Raw genomic sequence first — 20,642 nt, forward strand, 5'->3', positions numbered from 1 at the left:
TATAAGAGATTCATTATGAACACAATCTATCGCCTAGTCTTTAGCAAAGCGCGTGGCATGCTTGTCGCTGTGAGCGAGCACGCAATCGGGAACGTCAAGGGCAGTGGCAGCGGATCTGGCAGTGGCGTTGTGTGCGATGGACTGGTACGCATTTTGGCAGCATCTTTCAACCCATTGGTGGCTGGCGCGGCATTGCTGATGGGTAACGTTTACCTAATGGAAGTGCACGCAGGCGTCTTGCCGCAGGGGGCGTGGTGGTAGGGGGAGCGGCAATCATTCAGACACCCAATGCCAACCAGATGGTGATCACGCAGAGCACCCCGCGTGCAGCGATTGATTGGCATAGTTTTAACGTCGGTGCGGGCAACACGGTCCAATTCGCGCAGCCGTCGACTTCCGCACAAGTATTGAATCGGGTGGTCGGGTTGACCGGGACTTCGCAAATCCTGGGTACGATCACAGCAAACGGCCAAGTTTATATTGTCAACCCGCAAGGCGTTGTGTTTGGCAAGGGGGCAGTGGTCAATACAGGGGCCTTGCTGGCTACCACACGCGGTGTGGATCCAGCTTCGTTCATGGCGGGTGGGGCCAATACGCTATTGTTGGCAGCAGGTTCGAATGGCAGCTCAATTATCCAGAATGACGGCAATCTGTCAGCTGCCCCGGGCGGGTGGATCGTCCTTGCTGGAGACCAAGTGCGCAACACGGGTAACCTGAGGGCTCCGTGTGGCACTGTGGCGCTGGCCGCGGGTGATCAGGCGACACTTGCGCTCGCTAACGGACAAATGGTGAGTCTGACACTTGGGGCAGCCTCAGCCAACGCGACTATCGATAACACTGGCGTGATTCAGGCCAGCGACGGACGGGTGTGGATTGCCGCTAATGCCGCAGGGGCCCTCCTGAACAACGTGATCAATCTCTCGGGCATGGTAGATGTCTCTGGGAGGCAGGCCGCGGGGCATATTAGTATCGACGGAGGGTTGGCGGGTACGGTGAATGTAAGTGGCGCCGTGCTCTATGCCAGTTCCGCGATGGGTGTGGGCGGCAATGTAACCATTTCCGGCCAAACGGTAGGGCTGTACGGATCGGCAATAAACGCCACGGGCGCGAATGGTGGGGGCACGGTGCTCGTTGGTGGCGGAGCGCATGGCCAGGACTTGCTCGTGCACAATGCGCAGACATCAGTCATGGATGCAGCCTCCGTGATCGACGCAAGCGCTGGTAGCAACGGCAGAGGCGGCACGGTGGTCTTGTGGAGCGACCATGAAACCCGTGTCTATGGCACCATCGCGGCGCGCGGCGGGATGGCGGGTGGCGACGGAGGGACGGTGGAGACGTCAAGCCACGGCAACCTGCGATTCGCTCCGGCCGCACCGATCGATTTGCATGCACCACGAGGCGCTTGGGGTACCTTGCTGCTCGATCCGTTGAACATTGTCATCACTCACGGATCGGCAGACTCGAACACGCCGACGACCGTCAACGCGCTGAGTTCCTCGACGAACGGTACCCTTACCGATGCCGACCTTGTCAACGCATTGACCAGCGGTAGTGTCGTGATGTCGGCCACAAATAATATCAGTGACTCATCTGGCGTGACGGTGACTTCGAGCAATGTCGGGTCATCGCTTACTTTTAATAGCGTTAATGCCGTGTTGATCGGCAATTACGGTGTGACTGGCGGATTGATATTCAATACATCCGGCCAAAACTCCATTGTGTCAGGAGTGATCTCCGGTACCGGCGGTCTAAGTCAGATTGGCACGGGTACGGTGACGTTGAGTAATGCGCAGAGCAACACCTACACTGGCAACACGACGGTGAGCGCGGGGACGTTGGTAGAGAGGAATGGCGCAGGGGAGCGTCGTGGACTCGATCCTCGGGCAATACCACGATTGCTTCCGGGGCTACACTCAGGCTTGATTTTTCTGCAGAGACATCCGGTCACGTTTCAAATTATCTCAGCAATATCAGTGTAGGCAGCGGCGGTACGCTGGACCTGTATGGAACGGCAACGGGGATCGACGTAGTAATGTTGGATGGGGGACTGGTGTCGGGCACCGGCACGATGAATAAGAGTGGAGCTGGATATATTGATTTTCATGGTGCAAATCCAATCAGCGGTTTCAATGGCCTCTTCAACGTGGTTTGCGGCACGTTGGCAGTGAACAACGGCAACCAGGGTTCAGGCATAGCCACCTTGAATATCGCGACGGGAGCTGCGCTTGATGTGCGCACCGGGACATTCATCGTCGACGGGTTGAATGGTGGCGGTACCGTACAATCCAGCTCGACTGGCACGTTGAGTATTGGAAACAACAATGGCAGTGGCTTGTTCAGCGGCGTCTTGCAGGACTCGGGTGCCGTGCTGTCTTTCACGAAGAACGGCACGGGGACCGAGACGCTGACTGGCAGCAGCAACACATACAGCGGAAGTACCACTATCTCTGGCGGGACGCTGCAGATCGGAAATGGCGGGACATCGGGCAGTCTAGGGCAGGGAGCGATAGCGGACAATGCGAACTTGGTTTTCAATCTGTCAGGAAGTACGACGTTTAGCAATCCGCAGATTAGTGGAAGTGGGAATGTTACGCAAGCGGGCACGGGTACGGTGACGCTGAATAATGCGCAGAACGATCTTTACACTGGCAATACGACAGTGAGTGAAGGAACTCTTGTCGAGAAGAGTGGAGTGGGGGGAACGTGGACTCGAACCTCGGGCAATACCATGATTGCTTCCGGAGCTACACTCAGGCTTGATTTTTCTGCAGAGACATCCGGTCACGTTTCAAATTATCTCAGCAATATCAGTGTAGGCAGCGGCGGCACGCTGGACCTATATGGAACTACAACGGTGATCGACGTAGTATTGTTGGATACGGGAGTGGTGTCGGGCACGGGCACGATGAATAAGACTGGAGCTGGATATATTGATTTTCATGGCGTAAATTCAATCAGCGGTTTCAATGGCCTCTTCAACGTGGTTTGCGGCACGTTGGCAGTGAACAACGGCAACCAGGGTTCAGGCATAGCCACCTTGAATATCGCGACGGGAGCTGCGCTTGATGTGCGCACCGGGACATTCATCGTCGACGGGTTGAATGGTGGCGGTACCGTACAATCCAGCTCGACTGGCACGTTGAGTATTGGAAACAACAATGGCAGTGGCTTGTTCAGCGGCGTCTTGCAGGACTCGGGTGCCGTGCTGTCTTTCACGAAGAACGGCACGGGGACCGAGACGCTGACTGGCAGCAGCAACACATACAGCGGAAGTACCACTATCTCTGGCGGGACGCTGCAGATCGGAAATGGCGGGACATCGGGCAGTCTAGGGCAGGGAGCGATAGCGGACAATGCGAACTTGGTTTTCAATCTGTCAGGAAGTACGACGTTTAGCAATCCGCAGATTAGTGGAAGTGGGAATGTTACGCAAGCGGGCACGGGTACGGTGACGCTGAATAATGCGCAGAACGATCTTTACACTGGCAATACGACAGTGAGTGAAGGAACTCTTGTCGAGAAGAGTGGAGTGGGGGGAACGTGGACTCGAACCTCGGGCAATACCATGATTGCTTCCGGAGCTACACTCAGGCTTGATTTTTCTGCAGAGACATCCGGTCACGTTTCAAATTATCTCAGCAATATCAGTGTAGGCAGCGGCGGCACGCTGGACCTATATGGAACTACAACGGTGATCGACGTAGTATTGTTGGATACGGGAGTGGTGTCGGGCACGGGCACGATGAATAAGACTGGAGCTGGATATATTGATTTTCATGGCGTAAATTCAATCAGCGGTTTCAATGGCCTCTTCAACGTGGTTTGCGGCACGTTGGCAGTGAACAACGGCAACCAGGGTTCAGGCATAGCCACCTTGAATATCGCGACGGGAGCTGCGCTTGATGTGCGCACCGGGACATTCATCGTCGACGGGTTGAATGGTGGCGGTACCGTACAATCCAGCTCGACTGGCACGTTGAGTATTGGAAACAACAATGGCAGTGGCTTGTTCAGCGGCGTCTTGCAGGACTCGGGTGCCGTGCTGTCTTTCACGAAGAACGGCACGGGGACCGAGACGCTGACTGGCAGCAATACGTACAGCGGAAATACCAATATCTCTGGCGGGACGCTGCAGATATGGAATGGAACGGGTTCGAATATCAGCGCGGGCCTGTCGCCCAACAGCACCTATAACATTAGTAGTGGCGCGACGCTGTTTCTTGATTATGGTGGTCTTTCAGGGGCCAACTATAGTTTTTGGAGCCAGATCCGAGGGGCTGGTAATCTGTCGCTCTATAGCAACGGTACGGGCGGTACGGGCGGTACGGGCGGTACTGAGTGGGCGTATCCGAATCTGGCCTCGGGTTTTACGGGAAATCTGATTCTTCAACAAGGACGACTAGATATGTCGTCGCCATCACAATTGGGGGGCGCGTCGACCTTTTTTATTAGCAACGGGGCTCAACTTCTTTCGTTCGGTGGAACCCACTCCCAAAGCTTTGTGTTGAATGGGACGGGATGGGGGAGGTGGGCCAACCGGGTGCAGTCAGGGTAATCGGAAATGCCACGTTCACCGGGAATGTGACGTTGGCGGGCAATACCACCCTGCTCGCGAATGGTGGGAATTTATTCAATGTGGCTGGTCCCATCGGCGGGACGGGGAATTTGACGCTCATAAGTCCCACGGGTAACACGTTCATTTTTGCTGCCAACAACACCTATGTTGGCGGCACCACTGTTGCCAATGGTACGCTGCAAATCGGGACTGGGGGAACCGCAGGGTCTGTGGGAACCGGAACCATTATTGACAATGGCAACGTCGTGGTTAACGTATCAGGTAATGCGACAATTGCCGGCATCAGTGGTACGGGTAACTTCATGCAGGCTGGCACGGGCACGACAACCCTGATGAGCACAAGCCTCACTAGCGGGTCTACGGCGGTCAATGCCGGCATGCTGGCCTTCAATCTCGCTGGCAACGCGACGCTCGCAGGCAATATCAGTGGGAACGGCAATCTCGGTGTCACGGTATCGAATGGTGCGTTGACCTTGGTCAATATGACCGGCAGTATCGGCATGTTAACCGCGACGGCTGATAATGGCATGAACGTGGCATCGACACTGAATGCCACTAACGGAGTTGTCCTTACGACAAAAGCAGGCAATCTTACAGTCGGAGGTAATATTTCCGCATCGAGCGGAAATATCACGCTGACTGCGGGAGCGAGTTGCTCTATCGGGCAAGCCAGTGGTTACGACACCTGTGGCGATGTGGTGCCAAGTGCTGGGTTTATAGCGACAGCGGGCGCTGGAAAAACTGTCGTGATTCGTTCGGGTAATGCCAATTCGGCAGCTCTGCGTGGGCTCGTCTCAGGGGCAACGTATTATAAAGTATTTAATACGAGTGGCACGACACCGGATTCAAATTACGCAATTGATTTGTTTTATCGATCGTTGCCGGTTATTTCGGGTAATGGCACAGCACAAAGTCGTGGTTACGACGGAACTGTGTTTGTTAATGCGACGCTGGTAGCATTTAGTGGTACGGGAATCTTTGATCAAGACACGTACACGTATAGTTTTGCGGGTGGCAGCACCAATGGAACGATTGGTGACACCCACGTCGGAACGAACAAGCTCGTTGCGGTTGCGCCTTCCACGCTGAATGTCACTGGAACAGCGAGTAGCAATAGTTTGGTGGCGAACTACAACCCAGTGGTGTACGTCGGCAACGTCATGGTCAACATCACGCCGGCGGGGCTGACGGTGGCGGCGAGTGGTGGGACGAAGGTGTACGACGGGCTGAACGGGTCGGTGGCGGTGGCGACGGTGACGGGGCTCAAGGGCAGCGACACGGTGAGCAACGCGTCGCTGGCGGAGGTGTACGCGAGTCCGCACGTGCAGGGGTCGAACGGCTCGGTGCTGAACGTGGCGGCGGCGCTGGGCAATGCGAGCCTTGGCGGCGGTGGTTACGTGACGGACTACAACGTGAGCTACGTGGCAGCGAACGGCACGATCACGCCGGCGACCGTGACGCTGTCGGGGGGTAACGGCGAACAACAAGGTCTATGACGGCACGAGCGTGGCGGGGGTGAACGTGAGTGGGGCGACGGCGAGCGGCGTCAACGGCGAGACGCTGGTGGTCACTGCCAATGGAGCGGTGGGGGTCTTCAGCACCATGCACGCGGGCAACAATCTGGCGGTGTCGATCAGCAACGTGACGGTGGCCAACGGCACGGGCCTGGTGAGCGACTACAACGTGACGGCACTGGCGAGCACGGCGACGGCCAACATCACGCCGGCGGGGCTGACGGTGGCGGCGAGTGGTGGGACGAAGGTGTACGACGGGCTGAACGGGTCGGTGGCGGTGGCGACGGTGACGGGGCTCAAGGGCAGCGACACGGTGAGCAACGCGTCGCTGGCGGAGGTGTACGCGAGTCCGCACGTGCAGGGGTCGAACGGCTCGGTGCTGAACGTGGCGGCGGCGCTGGGCAATGCGAGCCTTGGCGGTGGTGGTTACGTGACGGACTACAACGTGAGCTACGTGGCAGCGAACGGCACGATCACGCCGGCGACCGTGACGCTGTCGGGGGTAACGGCGAACAATAAGGTCTATGACGGCACGAGCGTGGCGGGGGTGAACGTGAGCGGGGCGTCGGCGAGCGGCGTCAACGGCGAGACGCTGGTGGTCACTGCCAATGGAGCGGTGGGGGTCTTCAGCACCACGCACGCGGGCAACAATCTGGCGGTGTCGATCAGCAACGTGACGGTGGCCAACGGCACGGGCCTGGTGAGCGACTACAACGTGACGGCACTGGCGAGCACGGCGACGGCCAACATCACGCCGGCGGGGCTGACGGTGGCGGCGAGTGGTGGGACGAAGGTGTACGACGGGCTGAACGGGTCGGTGGCGGTGGCGACGGTGACGGGGCTCAAGGGCAGCGACACGGTGAGCAACGCGTCGCTGGCGGAGGTGTACGCGAGTCCGCACGTGCAGGGGTCGAACGGCTCGGTGCTGAACGTGGCGGCGGCGCTGGGCAATGCGAGCCTCGGCGGCGGTGGCTACGTGACGGACTACAACGTGAGCTACGTGGCAGCGAACGGCACGATCACGCCGGCGGGGCTGACGGTGGCGGCGAGTGGTGGCACGAAGGTGTACGACGGGCTGAACGGGTCGATGGCGGTGGCGACGGTGACGGGGCTCAAGGGCAGCGACACGGTGAGCAACGCGTCGCTGGCGGAGGTGTACGCGAGTCCGCACGTGCAGGGGTCGAACGGCTCGGTGCTGAACGTGGCGGCGGCGCTGGGCAATGCGAGCCTTGGCGGTGGTGGTTACGTGACGGACTACAACGTGAGCTACGTGGCAGCGAACGGCACGATCACGCCGGCGACGGTGACGCTGTCGGGGGTGACGGCGAACAACAAGGTCTATGACGGCACGAGCGTGGCGGGGGTGAACGTGAGCGGGGCGTCGGCGAGCGGCGTCAACGGCGAGACGCTGGTGGTCACTGCCAATGGAGCGGTGGGGGTCTTCAGCACCACGCACGCGGGCAACAATCTGGCGGTGTCGATCAGCAACGTGACGGTGGCCAACGGCACGGGCCTGGTGAGCGACTACAACGTGACGGCACTGGCGAGCACGGCGACGGCCAACATCACGCCGGCGGGGCTGACGGTGGCGGCGAGTGGTGGGACGAAGGTGTACGACGGGCTGAACGGGTCGGTGGCGGTGGCGACGGTGACGGGGCTCAAGGGCAGCGACACGGTGAGCAACGCGTCGCTGGCGGAGGTGTACGCGAGTCCGCACGTGCAGGGGTCGAACGGCTCGGTGCTGAACGTGGCGGCGGCGCTGGGCAATGCGAGCCTCGGCGGCGGTGGCTACGTGACGGACTACAACGTGAGCTACGTGGCAGCGAACGGCACGATCACGCCGGCGGGGCTGACGGTGGCGGCGAGTGGTGGCACGAAGGTGTACGACGGGCTGAACGGGTCGATGGCGGTGGCGACGGTGACGGGGCTCAAGGGCAGCGACACGGTGAGCAACGCGTCGCTGGCGGAGGTGTACGCGAGTCCGCACGTGCAGGGGTCGAACGGCTCGGTGCTGAACGTGGCGGCGGCGCTGGGCAATGCGAGCCTTGGCGGTGGTGGTTACGTGACGGACTACAACGTGAGCTACGTGGCAGCGAACGGCACGATCACGCCGGCGACGCTGACGGTGGCGGCGAATGGTGGGACGAAGGTGTACGACGGGCTGAACGGGTCGATGGCGGTGGCGACGGTGACGGGGCTCAAGGGCAGCGACACGGTGAGCAACGCGTCGCTGGCGGAGGTGTACGCGAGTCCGCACGTGCAGGGGTCGAACGGCTCGGTGCTGAACGTGGCGGCGGCGCTGGGCAATGCGAGCCTTGGCGGTGGTGGTTACGTGACGGACTACAACGTGAGCTACGTGGCAGCGAACGGCACGATCACGAAGGCGGGGCTGACGGTGACGGCGAGTGGTGGGACGAAGGTGTACGACGGGCTGAACGGGTCGGTGGCGGTGGCGGCGGTGACGGGCCTGAAGGGCAGCGACACGGTGAGCAACGCATCGCTGGCGGAGGTGTACGCGAGCCCGCACGCGCTCGGGTCGAACAGCTCGGTGCTGAACGTGGCGGCGGCGCTGGGCAACGCGAGCCTTGGCGGCGGTGGTTACGTGACGGACTACAACGTGAGCTACGTGGCAGCGAACGGCACGATCACGAAGGCGACGGTGACGCTGTCGGGGGTGACGGCGAACAACAAGGTCTATGACGGCACGAGCGTGGCGGGGGTGAACGTGAGCGGGGCGTCGGCGAGCGGCGTCAACGGCGAGACGCTGGTGGTCACTGCCAATGGAGCGGTGGGGGTCTTCAGCACCACGCACGCGGGCAACAATCTGGCGGTGTCGATCAGCAACGTGACGGTGGCCAACGGCACGGGCCTGGTGAGCGACTACAACGTGACGGCACTGGCGAGCACGGCGACGGCCAACATCACGCCGGCGACGCTGACGGTGACGGCGAATGGTGGCACGAAGGTGTATGACGGGCTGAACGGCTCGGTGGCGGTGGCGACGGTGACGGGCCTGAAGGGCAGCGACACGGTGAGCAACGCATCGCTGGCGGAGGTGTACGCGAGCCCGCACGTGCAGGGGGCGAACGGATCGGTGCTGAACGTGGCGGCGGCGCTGGGCAATGCGAGCCTCGGCGGCGGTGGCTACGTGACGGACTACAACGTGAGCTACGTGGCAGCGAACGGCACGATCACGCCGGCGGGGCTGACGGTGACGGCGAGTGGTGGCACGAAGGTGTACGACGGGCTGAACGGCTCGGCGGCGGTGGCGGCGGTGACGGGCCTGAAGGGCAGCGACACGGTGAGCAACGCATCGCTGGCGGAGGTGTACGCGAGCCCGCACGCGCTCGGGTCGAACAGCTCGGTGCTGAACGTGGCGGCGGCGCTGGGCAACGCGAGCCTTGGCGGCGGTGGTTACGTGACGGACTACAACGTGAGCTACGTGGCAGCGAACGGCACGATCACGAAGGCGACGGTGACGCTGTCGGGGGTGACGGCGAACAACAAGGTCTATGACGGCACGAGCGTGGCGGGGGTGAACGTGAGCGGGGCGTCGGCGAGCGGCGTCAACGGCGAGACGCTGGTGGTCACTGCCAATGGAGCGGTGGGGGTCTTCAGCACCACGCACGCGGGCAACAATCTGGCGGTGTCGATCAGCAACGTGACGGTGGCCAACGGCACGGGCCTGGTGAGCGACTACAACGTGACGGCACTGGCGAGCACGGCGACGGCCAACATCACGCCGGCGACGCTGACGGTGACGGCGAATGGTGGCACGAAGGTGTATGACGGGCTGAACGGCTCGGTGGCGGTGGCGACGGTGACGGGCCTGAAGGGCAGCGACACGGTGAGCAACGCATCGCTGGCGGAGGTGTACGCGAGCCCGCACGTGCAGGGGGCGAACGGATCGGTGCTGAACGTGGCGGCGGCGCTGGGCAATGCGAGCCTCGGCGGCGGTGGCTACGTGACGGACTACAACGTGAGCTACGTGGCAGCGAACGGCACGATCACGCCGGCGGGGCTGACGGTGACGGCGAGTGGTGGCACGAAGGTGTACGACGGGCTGAACGGCTCGGCGGCGGTGGCGGCGGTGACGGGCCTGAAGGGCAGCGACACGGTGAGCAACGCATCGCTGGCGGAGGTGTACGCGAGCCCGCACGCGCTCGGGTCGAACAGCTCGGTGCTGAACGTGGCGGCGGCGCTGGGCAACGCGAGCCTTGGCGGCGGTGGTTACGTGACGGACTACAACGTGAGCTACGTGGCAGCGAACGGCACGATCACGAAGGCGACGGTGACGCTGTCGGGGGTGACGGCGAACAACAAGGTCTATGACGGCACGAGCGTGGCGGGGGTGAACGTGAGCGGGGCGTCGGCGAGCGGCGTCAACGGCGAGACGCTGGTGGTCACTGCCAATGGAGCGGTGGGGGTCTTCAGCACCACGCACGCGGGCAACAATCTGGCGGTGTCGATCAGCAACGTGACGGTGGCCAACGGCACGGGCCTGGTGAGCGACTACAACGTGACGGCACTGGCGAGCACGGCGACGGCCAACATCACGCCGGCGACGCTGACGGTGACGGCGAATGGTGGCACGAAGGTGTATGACGGGCTGAACGGCTCGGTGGCGGTGGCGACGGTGACGGGCCTGAAGGGCAGCGACACGGTGAGCAACGCATCGCTGGCGGAGGTGTACGCGAGCCCGCACGTGCAGGGGGCGAACGGATCGGTGCTGAACGTGGCGGCGGCGCTGGGCAATGCGAGCCTCGGCGGCGGTGGCTACGTGACGGACTACAACGTGAGCTACGTGGCAGCGAACGGCACGATCACGCCGGCGGGGCTGACGGTGACGGCGAGTGGTGGCACGAAGGTGTACGACGGGCTGAACGGCTCGGCGGCGGTGGCGGCGGTGACGGGCCTGAAGGGCAGCGACACGGTGAGCAACGCATCGCTGGCGGAGGTGTACGCGAGCCCGCACGCGCTCGGGTCGAACAGCTCGGTGCTGAACGTGGCGGCGGCGCTGGGCAACGCGAGCCTTGGCGGCGGTGGTTACGTGACGGACTACAACGTGAGCTACGTGGCAGCGAACGGCACGATCACGAAGGCGACGGTGACGCTGTCGGGGGTGACGGCGAACAACAAGGTCTATGACGGCACGAGCGTGGCGGGGGTGAACGTGAGCGGGGCGTCGGCGAGCGGCGTCAACGGCGAGACGCTGGTGGTCACTGCCAATGGAGCGGTGGGGGTCTTCAGCACCACGCACGCGGGCAACAATCTGGCGGTGTCGATCAGCAACGTGACGGTGGCCAACGGCACGGGCCTGGTGAGCGACTACAACGTGACGGCACTGGCGAGCACGGCGACGGCCAACATCACGCCGGCGACGCTGACGGTGACGGCGAATGGTGGCACGAAGGTGTATGACGGGCTGAACGGCTCGGTGGCGGTGGCGACGGTGACGGGCCTGAAGGGCAGCGACACGGTGAGCAACGCATCGCTGGCGGAGGTGTACGCGAGCCCGCACGTGCAGGGGGCGAACGGATCGGTTCTGAACGTGGCGGCGGCGCTGGGCAATGCGAGCCTCGGCGGCGGTGGCTACGTGACGGACTACAACGTGAGCTACGTGGCAGCGAACGGCACGATCACGCCGGCGGGGCTGACGGTGACGGCGAGTGGTGGCACGAAGGTGTACGACGGGCTGAACGGCTCGGCGGCGGTGGCGGCGGTGACGGGCCTGAAGGGCAGCGACACGGTGAGCAACGCATCGCTGGCGGAGGTGTACGCGAGCCCGCACGCGCTCGGGTCGAACAGCTCGGTGCTGAACGTGGCGGCGGCGCTGGGCAACGCGAGCCTTGGCGGCGGTGGTTACGTGACGGACTACAACGTGAGCTACGTGGCAGCGAACGGCACGATCACGAAGGCGCCGCTCACCGTCACGGGCATTGCGGCAAGCGATAAGACGTATGACACGAATAATCTCGCGACGCTAACGAGCACCGGCACATTATCAGGCTTGATTGGTGCTGAGACTCTAGTACTGAATACCAGTGGAGTAGGAGCTACCTTTAGTGACGTGAATGCGGCACACAACAAGACAGTGACGGCTACCGGCTACGCGCTCGCGAACGGTACCAATGGTGGCTTGGCATCGGACTATCAGATAGTCAGTAACCCGACAACTACGGCGTCGATTCTCCAAATCAACGAGCTGACTCCAGCACAAATTGCTGCGACATCGCCCAGCATTGTGGCTGTACAGCAACCAGGGTGGGTGAGTTCGATGAATAGCACGCAACTATCGGCGCTTGCGGCCTCGAGTGTAGTCGCTCTGCCAACAACCGCGCTGGACGCACTGAGTCCGGCCCAGATTGCGAGCCTGAGCCCGACGGCCCTAACGGCGCTCATGCCCGCTCAACTGAGCTCGTTATCAGTCTCCCAAGTGCAGGTACTAACGCCAGCCCAGATCGCGAGTCTGAGCCCGACGGCGCTAGCGGCGCTCACACCCGCTCAACTGGGCTCATTAACACTATCTCAAGTGCAGGTGCTAACGCCGGCCCAGATTGCGAGTCTGAGTCCGACGGCGCTAGCGGCGCTCCCTCCCGCTCAACTGAGCTCGTTATCAGTCTCCCAAGTGCAGGTGCTAACGCCAGCCCAGATCGCGAGTCTGAATCCGACGGCGCTAGCGGCGCTCACACCCGCTCAACTGGGCTCATTAACACTATCCCAAGTACAAGTGCTAACGCCGGCCCAGATCACGAGCCTGAGCCCGACGGCCCTAGCGGCGCTCACACCCGCTCAACTGAGCTCATTAACACTAACCCAAGTGCAGGCGCTAACGCCGGCCCAGATCACGAGCCTGAGCCCGACGGCCCTAGCGGCGCTCACACCCGCTCAACTGAGCTCATTAACACTAACCCAAGTGCAGGCGCTAACGCCGGCCCAGATCGGGGTACTCTCGGGAACCCAGCTGGCCGCTGTTCAGGGGAGCAAGTCAGCACTAGCACTTCGAGTCTGACTTCAGTGCTGACCGCGGTTGGGAGTTTAATTAGCCAAACCAGCGGAGTTTCATCAGGCGGACTGGTGTCGCCAGGAAGTGCGAGTGACTTGTCACCTACACCGTTCATTAATTCGCCAGCACAAGCGATATTGACGATGGGAGCGAGACCCGCGCTGCAAAGAATTGACTCAGAGCCGAATTTGGGGGGCGCGCTATGCTCTTCGGATGATTGTAATCAGAAAAGCGCGGACCATTAAGGGAATCATTAAGGGGAAAGCAAAGATCTGATCTTCCTGCCTCTCCCTCCGTTTCTTATGGAGACGGGTATTTTTTCAATATTTGATGGATATAGCGATTATATCTGTCATCGATAATGAGTCACGAAAGATCGAAAGATCCATTTATACGACTATGCTAGCTAGACTCATTCTAAGAGTATTTAGTCTTGTGACCTTGATTAGTGTGGTCGAAGCTATAGTTGGATGCACGACGCATCACACACTGGAAGTGCTTCAACCTGGAGTTATATCAAACGTAACGACGAATGCAGTTGTTCGCCTTGCACATCACGAGCAGGATAACCATTTCATTGAAGAATATTGCAGGAACCCTTATTCAAAGAAGAACCCGCTCTGCGAGGATCCCCGAGAGGTTGATTACATTGCGTTTGAGGTCGGTTACACTTCTTGGCGGATCCAGCTTGCCGACCTCCTTGCACCAAAGTCGGCCAACGTTCACGTTGGGGATGTCGTCGCTTTGCGGGGACCCACCAGCAGCGAACCGTACACGAAATTTCTTGGCATTGTCGGTCGCGTGGGAGCTCCTGCATTCGTTCGCCGCCCCGTTCCTCAACAATAGCAACCCAAAGCCGGCCGGCACTTAGGACATCGCCGGTCTTCCCCGATCGCCGCGGTGCGGCCGCGTTCGCCATGTCGCTAGGAATGACTCTCAATATGGTGCGCTAAAAAGTAAGCACCCGGCGAACACACCTTGATCGGGGGGATGTTGAGGGCGAGGATCGTGTCCATCTAAATTTGGCATGGACAGGCGTTGGTGCATGGATCGTGAGACGAACGAGCTTGGCTCTTTGAGATGGAGTTCTACGGGAGGCGCCCCTCACTGCGGACGGAGTGGGGGCGGCCAGCGGCCAGCATCCGGTTGAGCACGGCCACGCCGATGGCTGCCTCGGTGTGCTGGGCAGCCGGATCGCGTGCGCGCAGACGCGGCCCGATCAGCGCCTTGTAGCGGCCCATCGTGGTCTCGACCCGGGCGCGTTTGCCGTAGCCGGTGGCCACCTGCCAGGCCAGCCACCCCTTCGCCTCGATCACTTCGAGATGGCGGTCTCGCTGGGTGGGAGGGCCGGGCTCGCCGCTGCGCACCGCCGTCGAGCGCGGCGGAATCACGATCATAATGCCCTCGCCATATTGTGCGATCGTCTGATACGTCGGCGCGCCGTCATAGGCCCCATCGGCGGTGACCTTTGCGATTTCGCCGTCGATCTGATCGAGCAGTGGCGCTACCTGTGACGGATCATCGCCGTCCTGGTCCGTGAGCGTCTGCGCCACGATCATGCCGCTGTCGGCATCGACCGCCAGATGCAGCTTGCGCCAGCCCCGGCGGGATTTTGCTCCGTGTTTGTCCTGCAGCCACTGTCCCGCGCCGAATACCTGCAGCCCGGTGCTGTCGATCAGCACATTCAGTGGCCCGTCGGGCAAACGGGGCCGGCTAACAGCCGGGCGCTTCTTCGCACGACGGCTCATGGTCGTATGATCAGGGACCGGCACCGTCAGTCCCATCAGCGCGATCACCGAGCCCATCAGGCCTTCGGTCTGGCGTAGCCGCAGTTTGAAGGCGCAGCCCAGCATGAGCGTGGTTTCTATCGCCAGATCCGAATACCGTGCCTGTCCACCGCGCGTCGTGCGCGGTTCGGCCTGCCACTGCACTACGGCTTCGGGCGTCATCCAGAGTGTCAGACTGCCCCGGCTGCGAAGGCCCGCTTCATAGGCAGACCAGTTTGTCACCCGGTGCGGCATCTTCGGGATGTGATGCCGCCCAGCGGCGTTGTGCTTGTTCGGCATGCCTCTGCAGCGAAGGGAGGGATCCACCACTTTATCCTCAATCCTTTCAAATCGCTATCCATGCACCAATGCCATGTCACAACGATATTTTTTAATGGGCGGCCTCAAATCTGAAGTGCAACACCTTGCTTCGGGTAAGGTGTTCAGATGCAAAGCAGAACTTCGTACCAACAACTTCAGCCAGAGGAGCGCATGACGATTGCGAGCATGAGCCAGAGCGGTTCGAGTGTGCGGGCCATGGCCCGCACACTCGGGCGCTCGGCGGGCACCGTCAGTCGTGAACTGAGGCGAAACAGTTGTGCGCTGCGTGGCTACGCGAGCCTGTCGGCGCAGGCCATGAGGCAGGCGCGGCGGGTTCAGGCGCGCCCGGTAGCGAAGCTCGATCCGCAACACGCTCGGTGGGGCGCGGTGCTGACTTTGTTGGATTGGAAGTGGTCGCCGCAACAGATCGCCGGTATCCTGAAGCGAGTGTGGCCCGAGGACCCCAGCATGCATGTATCTCACGAGACGATCTACACGGCCATTTACGCGCCAGCCCAGGGGCGAGTTGCGCCGTCAGCTCATCGCCTGTCTGCGCCATGGCCGCAGCACACGCATGCCACGCAAGCGCGGGGTTGATCGACGCGGGCAGATTCCTGAGATGGTCAGCATCCATGTGCGCCCGCCCGAGGTCGAGGACCGCGTCATGCCGGGCCACTGGGAGGGTGACTTCATCAAGGGCGCGGGCAACAAGTCTTCGGTGGGCGTGCTGGTCGAACGCAGCAGTCGTCTGGTGCTGTTGGCCAAGATGGATGACGCTACTGCGGCCTCGGCGCTGGCCGGCTTTTCTGCCAAGCTCAATTCGATTGCTGAGCCGCTGCGCCAGAGCCTGACGTACGACCAGGGAAAGGAGATGACGCGCCACAGTGAGCTTAGCGCCAACACTGGCGTCAAGGTGTACTTTTGCGATCCGCACAGCCCCTGGCAGCGTGGCACTTGTGAGAACACCAACGGGCTGCTGCGCCAGTACCTGCCCAAGGGCACCGACTTGTCCGTGCACACACAAGAAGAACTCGACGCAATTGCCGACAGCTTGAACAAACGACCTCGTGCTACGCACGCGTTCCACTCCCCACTGGAGGTGTTCGCTCGTATGCTCAAACAAGTTTCTCACCTCCCAACTTCAATTCACTGACGCGGGTGTTGCACTTGGGACTTGAAACCGCCATGTTTAATATCGCCAGATCAATAAGAAATGGTCGTTACAATGTAAATTCCAGACAAGGTCCCAATCGCAACACCAATTAATCTACCGATCAGCGCCGCAGCGATCTCATCATCCAGTACAAAAGGATATCTGTCTCTCAAAAAATATTTTATTTTAATAAATCTCAACATAAAAATGAAAACACTAAATGAAATAGAAAGAGGAATAGATATATATCTTTCAGAAAAAATGCTATTAGGATTAAATTTTGTCGATATCTCACATAGAATTATGAGTGCCGCGGACTCGAAGACGAGTCCAATAATTATTCCATTTAATAGCCTGCTCGACGGATTCATTGGGTTCATAAAATTTTCAATTCCACTATTCATGGACAATTAACTGCACGCAACATTTCTGGCACTCCGATTAATCTGGTCGGTTTCCAGCCGTCGCATTTACTCCCCACAGCGGTCCTTTCGGATGGAATCCGCCCTCAACACCCCTGAGTAAATAATTTCCGGTTCAGCATCGGGCCGATTGATTCGGCCGGTCAAGGGATTCGGGAGACCAGGGGCAATGCCTGTTACCTCAGAAACCCCTATTCCGATACTTTGGGTAGTTTCGCGAGATTCTGTAGGGACGACTAAGTAGCCCGAGCCCTGCCTCGTCAATTCCCTGTAGAGCGAGGCCGTTCTCTCTGATGGCGCAATACAAAGAACCACTGAGAGCATGTGTCTGCATCTCCGATACGTCTCCATCGCGTCGGACAGGCTGCCTGCGCGGCGCTGGCACTCCATTAGCGATCGATACAAATCTTCCGAAAGATTATCGACTTCGAGTCCTCTGCGGTAAAGCTCGATCGCACATATCCAGTTCCCTTCCCTCTCTAGGAAATTACCAGCCTTATTAATAAATCTAATCAGTTTACTCTTTATCTTATCTCGTGGTGATATTATCCATTGATTGCTTTCCTCAAAACACAAAAAATCACCGCGGTATATTTTAAGGACACGATCCACCACATCGACAATCCTTCTCCCTGAATCGTCGGATATAATCCCATGCGCCCCACGGTGAAAGTCAGAAGAAACAAGCTGGGTAAACTCCCACAGATCCACCCAACAAATATTCGTATTAAGCGAAATGCCTCTATTGGTGAGAATCACCAAGTCATTCGCCGTCAACTTCCTTAACCTGTGCAGTGTCGTATCAAATGATTTCTGGGCTGCATCCCCGCACGAGTCTGGCCACAAGGAATTCATTATGATATTAATGTCGACGGATCTCCCTCCGTTTGCGACTAACACCTTCAATAGATCCAGAGGTTTTCGCTGTGCCTTACCCGTGAACCGTAGGGGACGCCATCCATCGATAGCGAGAAATCGCCAAGCGTGTAGATCTTGAATCGCCAAGGCCATCTTTCATTTAGCCTCTCGAAGGTCGGCATCAAGCTTTTCTGCAATACAATCGTGGATACATCCGACTCGGACAGCCCGTTCTCTAATGCTATCGTGCAAAGCAGAGAAAGATTTTCTGAAGATACGAATAGATTCCGCACTCCAGCTAGACTACGCATCAATCGAAATACTTTGACGAATGCGGACCTTAGCCCCGCAACATCCCCGCATAGCGTTGCAATCTGCGAGATAAGCAAATGTAGGTGCAACTGGCAATAGTTACTTCCCGACTGAGCGACCTCGACGTTCAATTCTTCCAACATCGCCGCAGCGCTTTGCCAGTCACCACTTGCCGTCAACGCATAGGCCAAACTCATCGCGGCATAGACGCGAGGTCGAGTCTCCAACACGTTCCGTGCCGCACCAACAGCCGTTTGCGCGTGACGCAGTGCTTTTGCAAGATCACCGCTCTGCATTGAAATAGCAGCATGAGCGACATTAATCATACTCCACTCGCTCGGACTCAACCTGCCGCTCCAATTCAACTCGACATTCCTCATCAATTCCAAAGCCATGAAATTACTATCTTCAAGTAGATAGATTATTCTCTGAATAGCGCAGGCTATCCGCAGATATTCCACGTTCTCATGTCCTGCCGCGTCGCTATACGCCTCCTCAATCAGCCGATATGAAACATCCCGTTCCCCCTCCCATGATGATGGGCCGCGACTACCATCTTCCATTTTATAGTCAGAGGTATCCCGATCAAGTTTGTGTTTGAAATAAACTCTGCTCTTGAAATTAAAGGCGAGAACGACCCATGAGTTCCTGTCTCACCTTCGTACCACAATAGCGAAATTGCACCAATCAACCTTGTTTCATCGTCAACCGATTTTCTATACAGAAGCTCTTGTAACTTCACAACAAAATGAGGGGCTCTTTCTTTTATCACGTTAGATATATCGAATCCGTGCATTATCGCAGAAAGACACAAGATACTCAGCCTGTCACCCAACTCCGGCTCCTTCCAATCGAATACTTCGACAAGACTCTCTAGCCGCCCCACGGTCTCCTCACGAGCGCTCTCTGACAAGCTTGCTGCAATAATTGTCCAGGCGATACAATGAATATATTCACTTGATTTCTTTCTCAAGTCGAGCAAGGATAGTGCTCGTTCGAATGAGCGGCACGCGGCGGACGGATCGATTTTAAGTAAGCATCGACCAAGCCAGTATTGAACATCTGAGTCTGCTTCCAGGATATTTTTTGGGAATGCCAACAAAATATCTTTCAGGCACCTCCAAAGGCCACCCGACACCATTTCTTCGGCGCATTCGCTGACTAAATTTCGTGCTGACCACCAGTCGCCAGCCTCGGCGTGTACCATGAAGAGCGACTCAACCAACTTTTCCTGACTCAGCAACCTCGAAGACATTTTCCGTAGTGCACATATACGATCGCTGGTGAACCTTACGTCGGCTTCATCAAGGAGGAACTTTCTAAACAATAGATTCCATGAGAATCCAAACTCGCCTTCTCGCTTCGTACAAATATATGGGAATCGCTCTATAATAGAGAGAAGAGTGCTATTGCAATCTCGTTGACCGCTAATCTCTAACGCGCTTTCTTTCGTCACTTCCGGAAGAAAGGCGCACTGAAGAAGAAGATCGTACGCCCCCTCTCTGATGGCACAGGACCTGATATCCCGGTATATCGACGGTAGCCCTTCTGCTAAACGCTCAAAATCAATTTGCCTCTGTCCACGCTCGTCAAATGTCGTATGATGGCTCAGAAACATAAGATGACCAAGAAGCCCGCTCGATAGCGAGTGCATGCGCCCCACAAATGCGGACATTGGATCCGAATTTAATAATATCCCAATCTGGTCCAAGCTCAATCTCGGTATTGTGCAATGCGTTATCTCTGCATCGCAGCCCAAGGTCAATGGTAAGGTGCGTATTTGCGGTGGATCAGAATTACTTATTGAGATACATTTTATCCCCGAGTTGAGATTAGTAACATAGCTCACCGTAAGCTCGAATTGTAGTTTAAAATACGCAGTTTCCTCATCTGCTTGGATAACTATTGCGAGCTCAGGCGCAATCTCTGCACTAGCGATAGTTCGCAATAGCTCTTCCCACGAATGGCGACCTACAATGAGGCCCCTTGGTAGCGACAGCTTCGATAGTCTCGCGTTAACGAGCGATTTTTCACTGAAGCTGAGAATCAGATCGTCCAATGTCCGAGGTAGAACGTGGAGACGACACCACAGAGCGCATCTCCCTCCTTTGCTAGAGCCTCTTGTACAAGATACTCCCTTCCGACTGGACTGGGATCAGATATCCATGCGATCCTGGCTTGAGCAACTTTGTCGACCGTGTCTGCCAACACTTCACGGAACATCGGCTGGGTCGACACCACTTCTGACGGAGCCCTTTTCAGTTGTCGCGCGCGATTTGGTACGGCAGTTGCGATGGACAACTGGAAGCAGGAATCGCTGATCTCAATGCGGTCCATTATTCCCCATATATCGTTTATTTGCTGTACTCGTCATTGCGGCAATTTTTCCCAAATTTCTCGGACGCGAAGAGCCTCCTGTGGCCCCAAGATTCACGCAACATTGCGAGAGCCGCTCACCAGACCTACGCGGATCACCGCCTCGCTTTGCAAAGGACCGCGTGTCGCGTCCCCGGACGATTGCCCGTGAGTGCCTTTGAGTTGCACATCGGTCTCTCAATGAGCAAGGTCTGGCGGTAGTTCCCGCACCGTCACATTGCCGGCGCTGTCATTTATCCTTGTCTGCCCGCAGGATGTCTTCCGTCATCTCGCTTGCTTCAACGAAACGCGGGCTCCTTCACCCCAAAATTGCTTACAACCAACCTACTACGGCATAA

Annotated in this window: 9 protein-coding genes and 1 pseudogene; 6 read left to right on the forward strand and 4 right to left on the reverse strand. The window is 58.6% G+C overall.

Annotation, left to right across the window (positions count from 1 at the left end):
• Positions 1–15 precede the first annotated feature (15 nt).
• The 5 genes from OMK73_RS37600 (at position 16) to OMK73_RS37620 (ending at position 13,102) form a co-directional block, all read left to right on the forward strand.
• A complete protein-coding gene (locus OMK73_RS37600) occupies positions 16–261 on the forward strand; it encodes an ESPR domain-containing protein (RefSeq protein ID WP_267606754.1) in 246 nt (81 codons plus the stop codon).
• Entirely contained in the window at positions 255–1,979 is a 1,725-nt protein-coding gene (locus OMK73_RS37605) for a filamentous hemagglutinin N-terminal domain-containing protein (protein ID WP_324291842.1), read from the forward strand. The genes OMK73_RS37600 and OMK73_RS37605 overlap by 7 nt, the downstream gene beginning before the upstream one ends.
• A 71-nt stretch (positions 1,980–2,050) precedes the next feature.
• A complete protein-coding gene (locus OMK73_RS37610; RefSeq protein ID WP_267606756.1) occupies positions 2,051–4,555 on the forward strand; it encodes a beta strand repeat-containing protein in 2,505 nt (834 codons plus the stop codon).
• A gap of 32 nt (positions 4,556–4,587) precedes the next feature.
• On the forward strand, positions 4,588–6,072 hold the full coding sequence (locus tag OMK73_RS37615) for a beta strand repeat-containing protein (RefSeq protein WP_267606757.1): 1,485 nt from the start codon (positions 4,588–4,590) through the stop codon (positions 6,070–6,072).
• 25 nt (positions 6,073–6,097) lie between these two features.
• Positions 6,098–13,102, forward strand: coding sequence for a YDG domain-containing protein (locus OMK73_RS37620; RefSeq protein ID WP_267606758.1), 7,005 nt, complete (start codon positions 6,098–6,100; stop codon positions 13,100–13,102).
• Between the two features lie 1,082 nt (positions 13,103–14,184).
• On the opposite strand, the gene OMK73_RS37625 is transcribed toward OMK73_RS37620, so the two are convergent.
• Entirely contained in the window at positions 14,185–15,162 is a 978-nt protein-coding gene (locus OMK73_RS37625) for an IS5 family transposase (RefSeq protein WP_267606759.1), read from the reverse strand.
• A gap of 147 nt (positions 15,163–15,309) precedes the next feature.
• Between OMK73_RS37625 and OMK73_RS37630 the strand changes: the two are divergent.
• Positions 15,310–16,336: pseudogene (locus OMK73_RS37630) on the forward strand (IS30 family transposase).
• Between the two features lie 470 nt (positions 16,337–16,806).
• Here the strand turns inward: OMK73_RS37630 and OMK73_RS39555 are convergent.
• From OMK73_RS39555 to OMK73_RS37640, 3 genes are read right to left on the reverse strand one after another with little or no spacing between them, the layout of a single operon-like run.
• A complete protein-coding gene (locus OMK73_RS39555) occupies positions 16,807–17,769 on the reverse strand; it encodes an AfsR/SARP family transcriptional regulator (RefSeq protein WP_420715705.1) in 963 nt (320 codons plus the stop codon).
• Positions 17,661–18,389: a tetratricopeptide repeat protein gene (locus OMK73_RS37635; RefSeq protein WP_267606760.1), complete on the reverse strand. Its 729-nt coding sequence runs from the start codon at positions 18,387–18,389 to the stop codon at positions 17,661–17,663. Before OMK73_RS37635 ends, OMK73_RS39555 begins: the two co-directional genes overlap by 109 nt.
• A gap of 38 nt (positions 18,390–18,427) precedes the next feature.
• Positions 18,428–19,603, reverse strand: coding sequence for a hypothetical protein (locus OMK73_RS37640; protein ID WP_267606761.1), 1,176 nt, complete (start codon positions 19,601–19,603; stop codon positions 18,428–18,430).
• Positions 19,604–20,642: the final 1,039 nt, after the last annotated feature.

The organism is Cupriavidus sp. D39 (assembly GCF_026627925.1).
Classification (GTDB): Bacteria; Pseudomonadota; Gammaproteobacteria; order Burkholderiales; family Burkholderiaceae; genus Cupriavidus; species Cupriavidus ulmosensis.

Coding starts and splice junctions, on each gene's coding strand:
- OMK73_RS37625 (WP_267606759.1), bottom strand. CDS start 15,162: ATGCCGAACAAGCACAACGCCGCTGGGCGGCATCACATCCCGAAGATG.
- OMK73_RS37640 (WP_267606761.1), bottom strand. CDS start 19,603: ATGTCCGCATTTGTGGGGCGCATGCACTCGCTATCGAGCGGGCTTCTT.
- OMK73_RS37600 (WP_267606754.1), top strand. CDS start 16: ATGAACACAATCTATCGCCTAGTCTTTAGCAAAGCGCGTGGCATGCTT.
- OMK73_RS39555 (WP_420715705.1), bottom strand. CDS start 17,769: ATGGCCTTGGCGATTCAAGATCTACACGCTTGGCGATTTCTCGCTATC.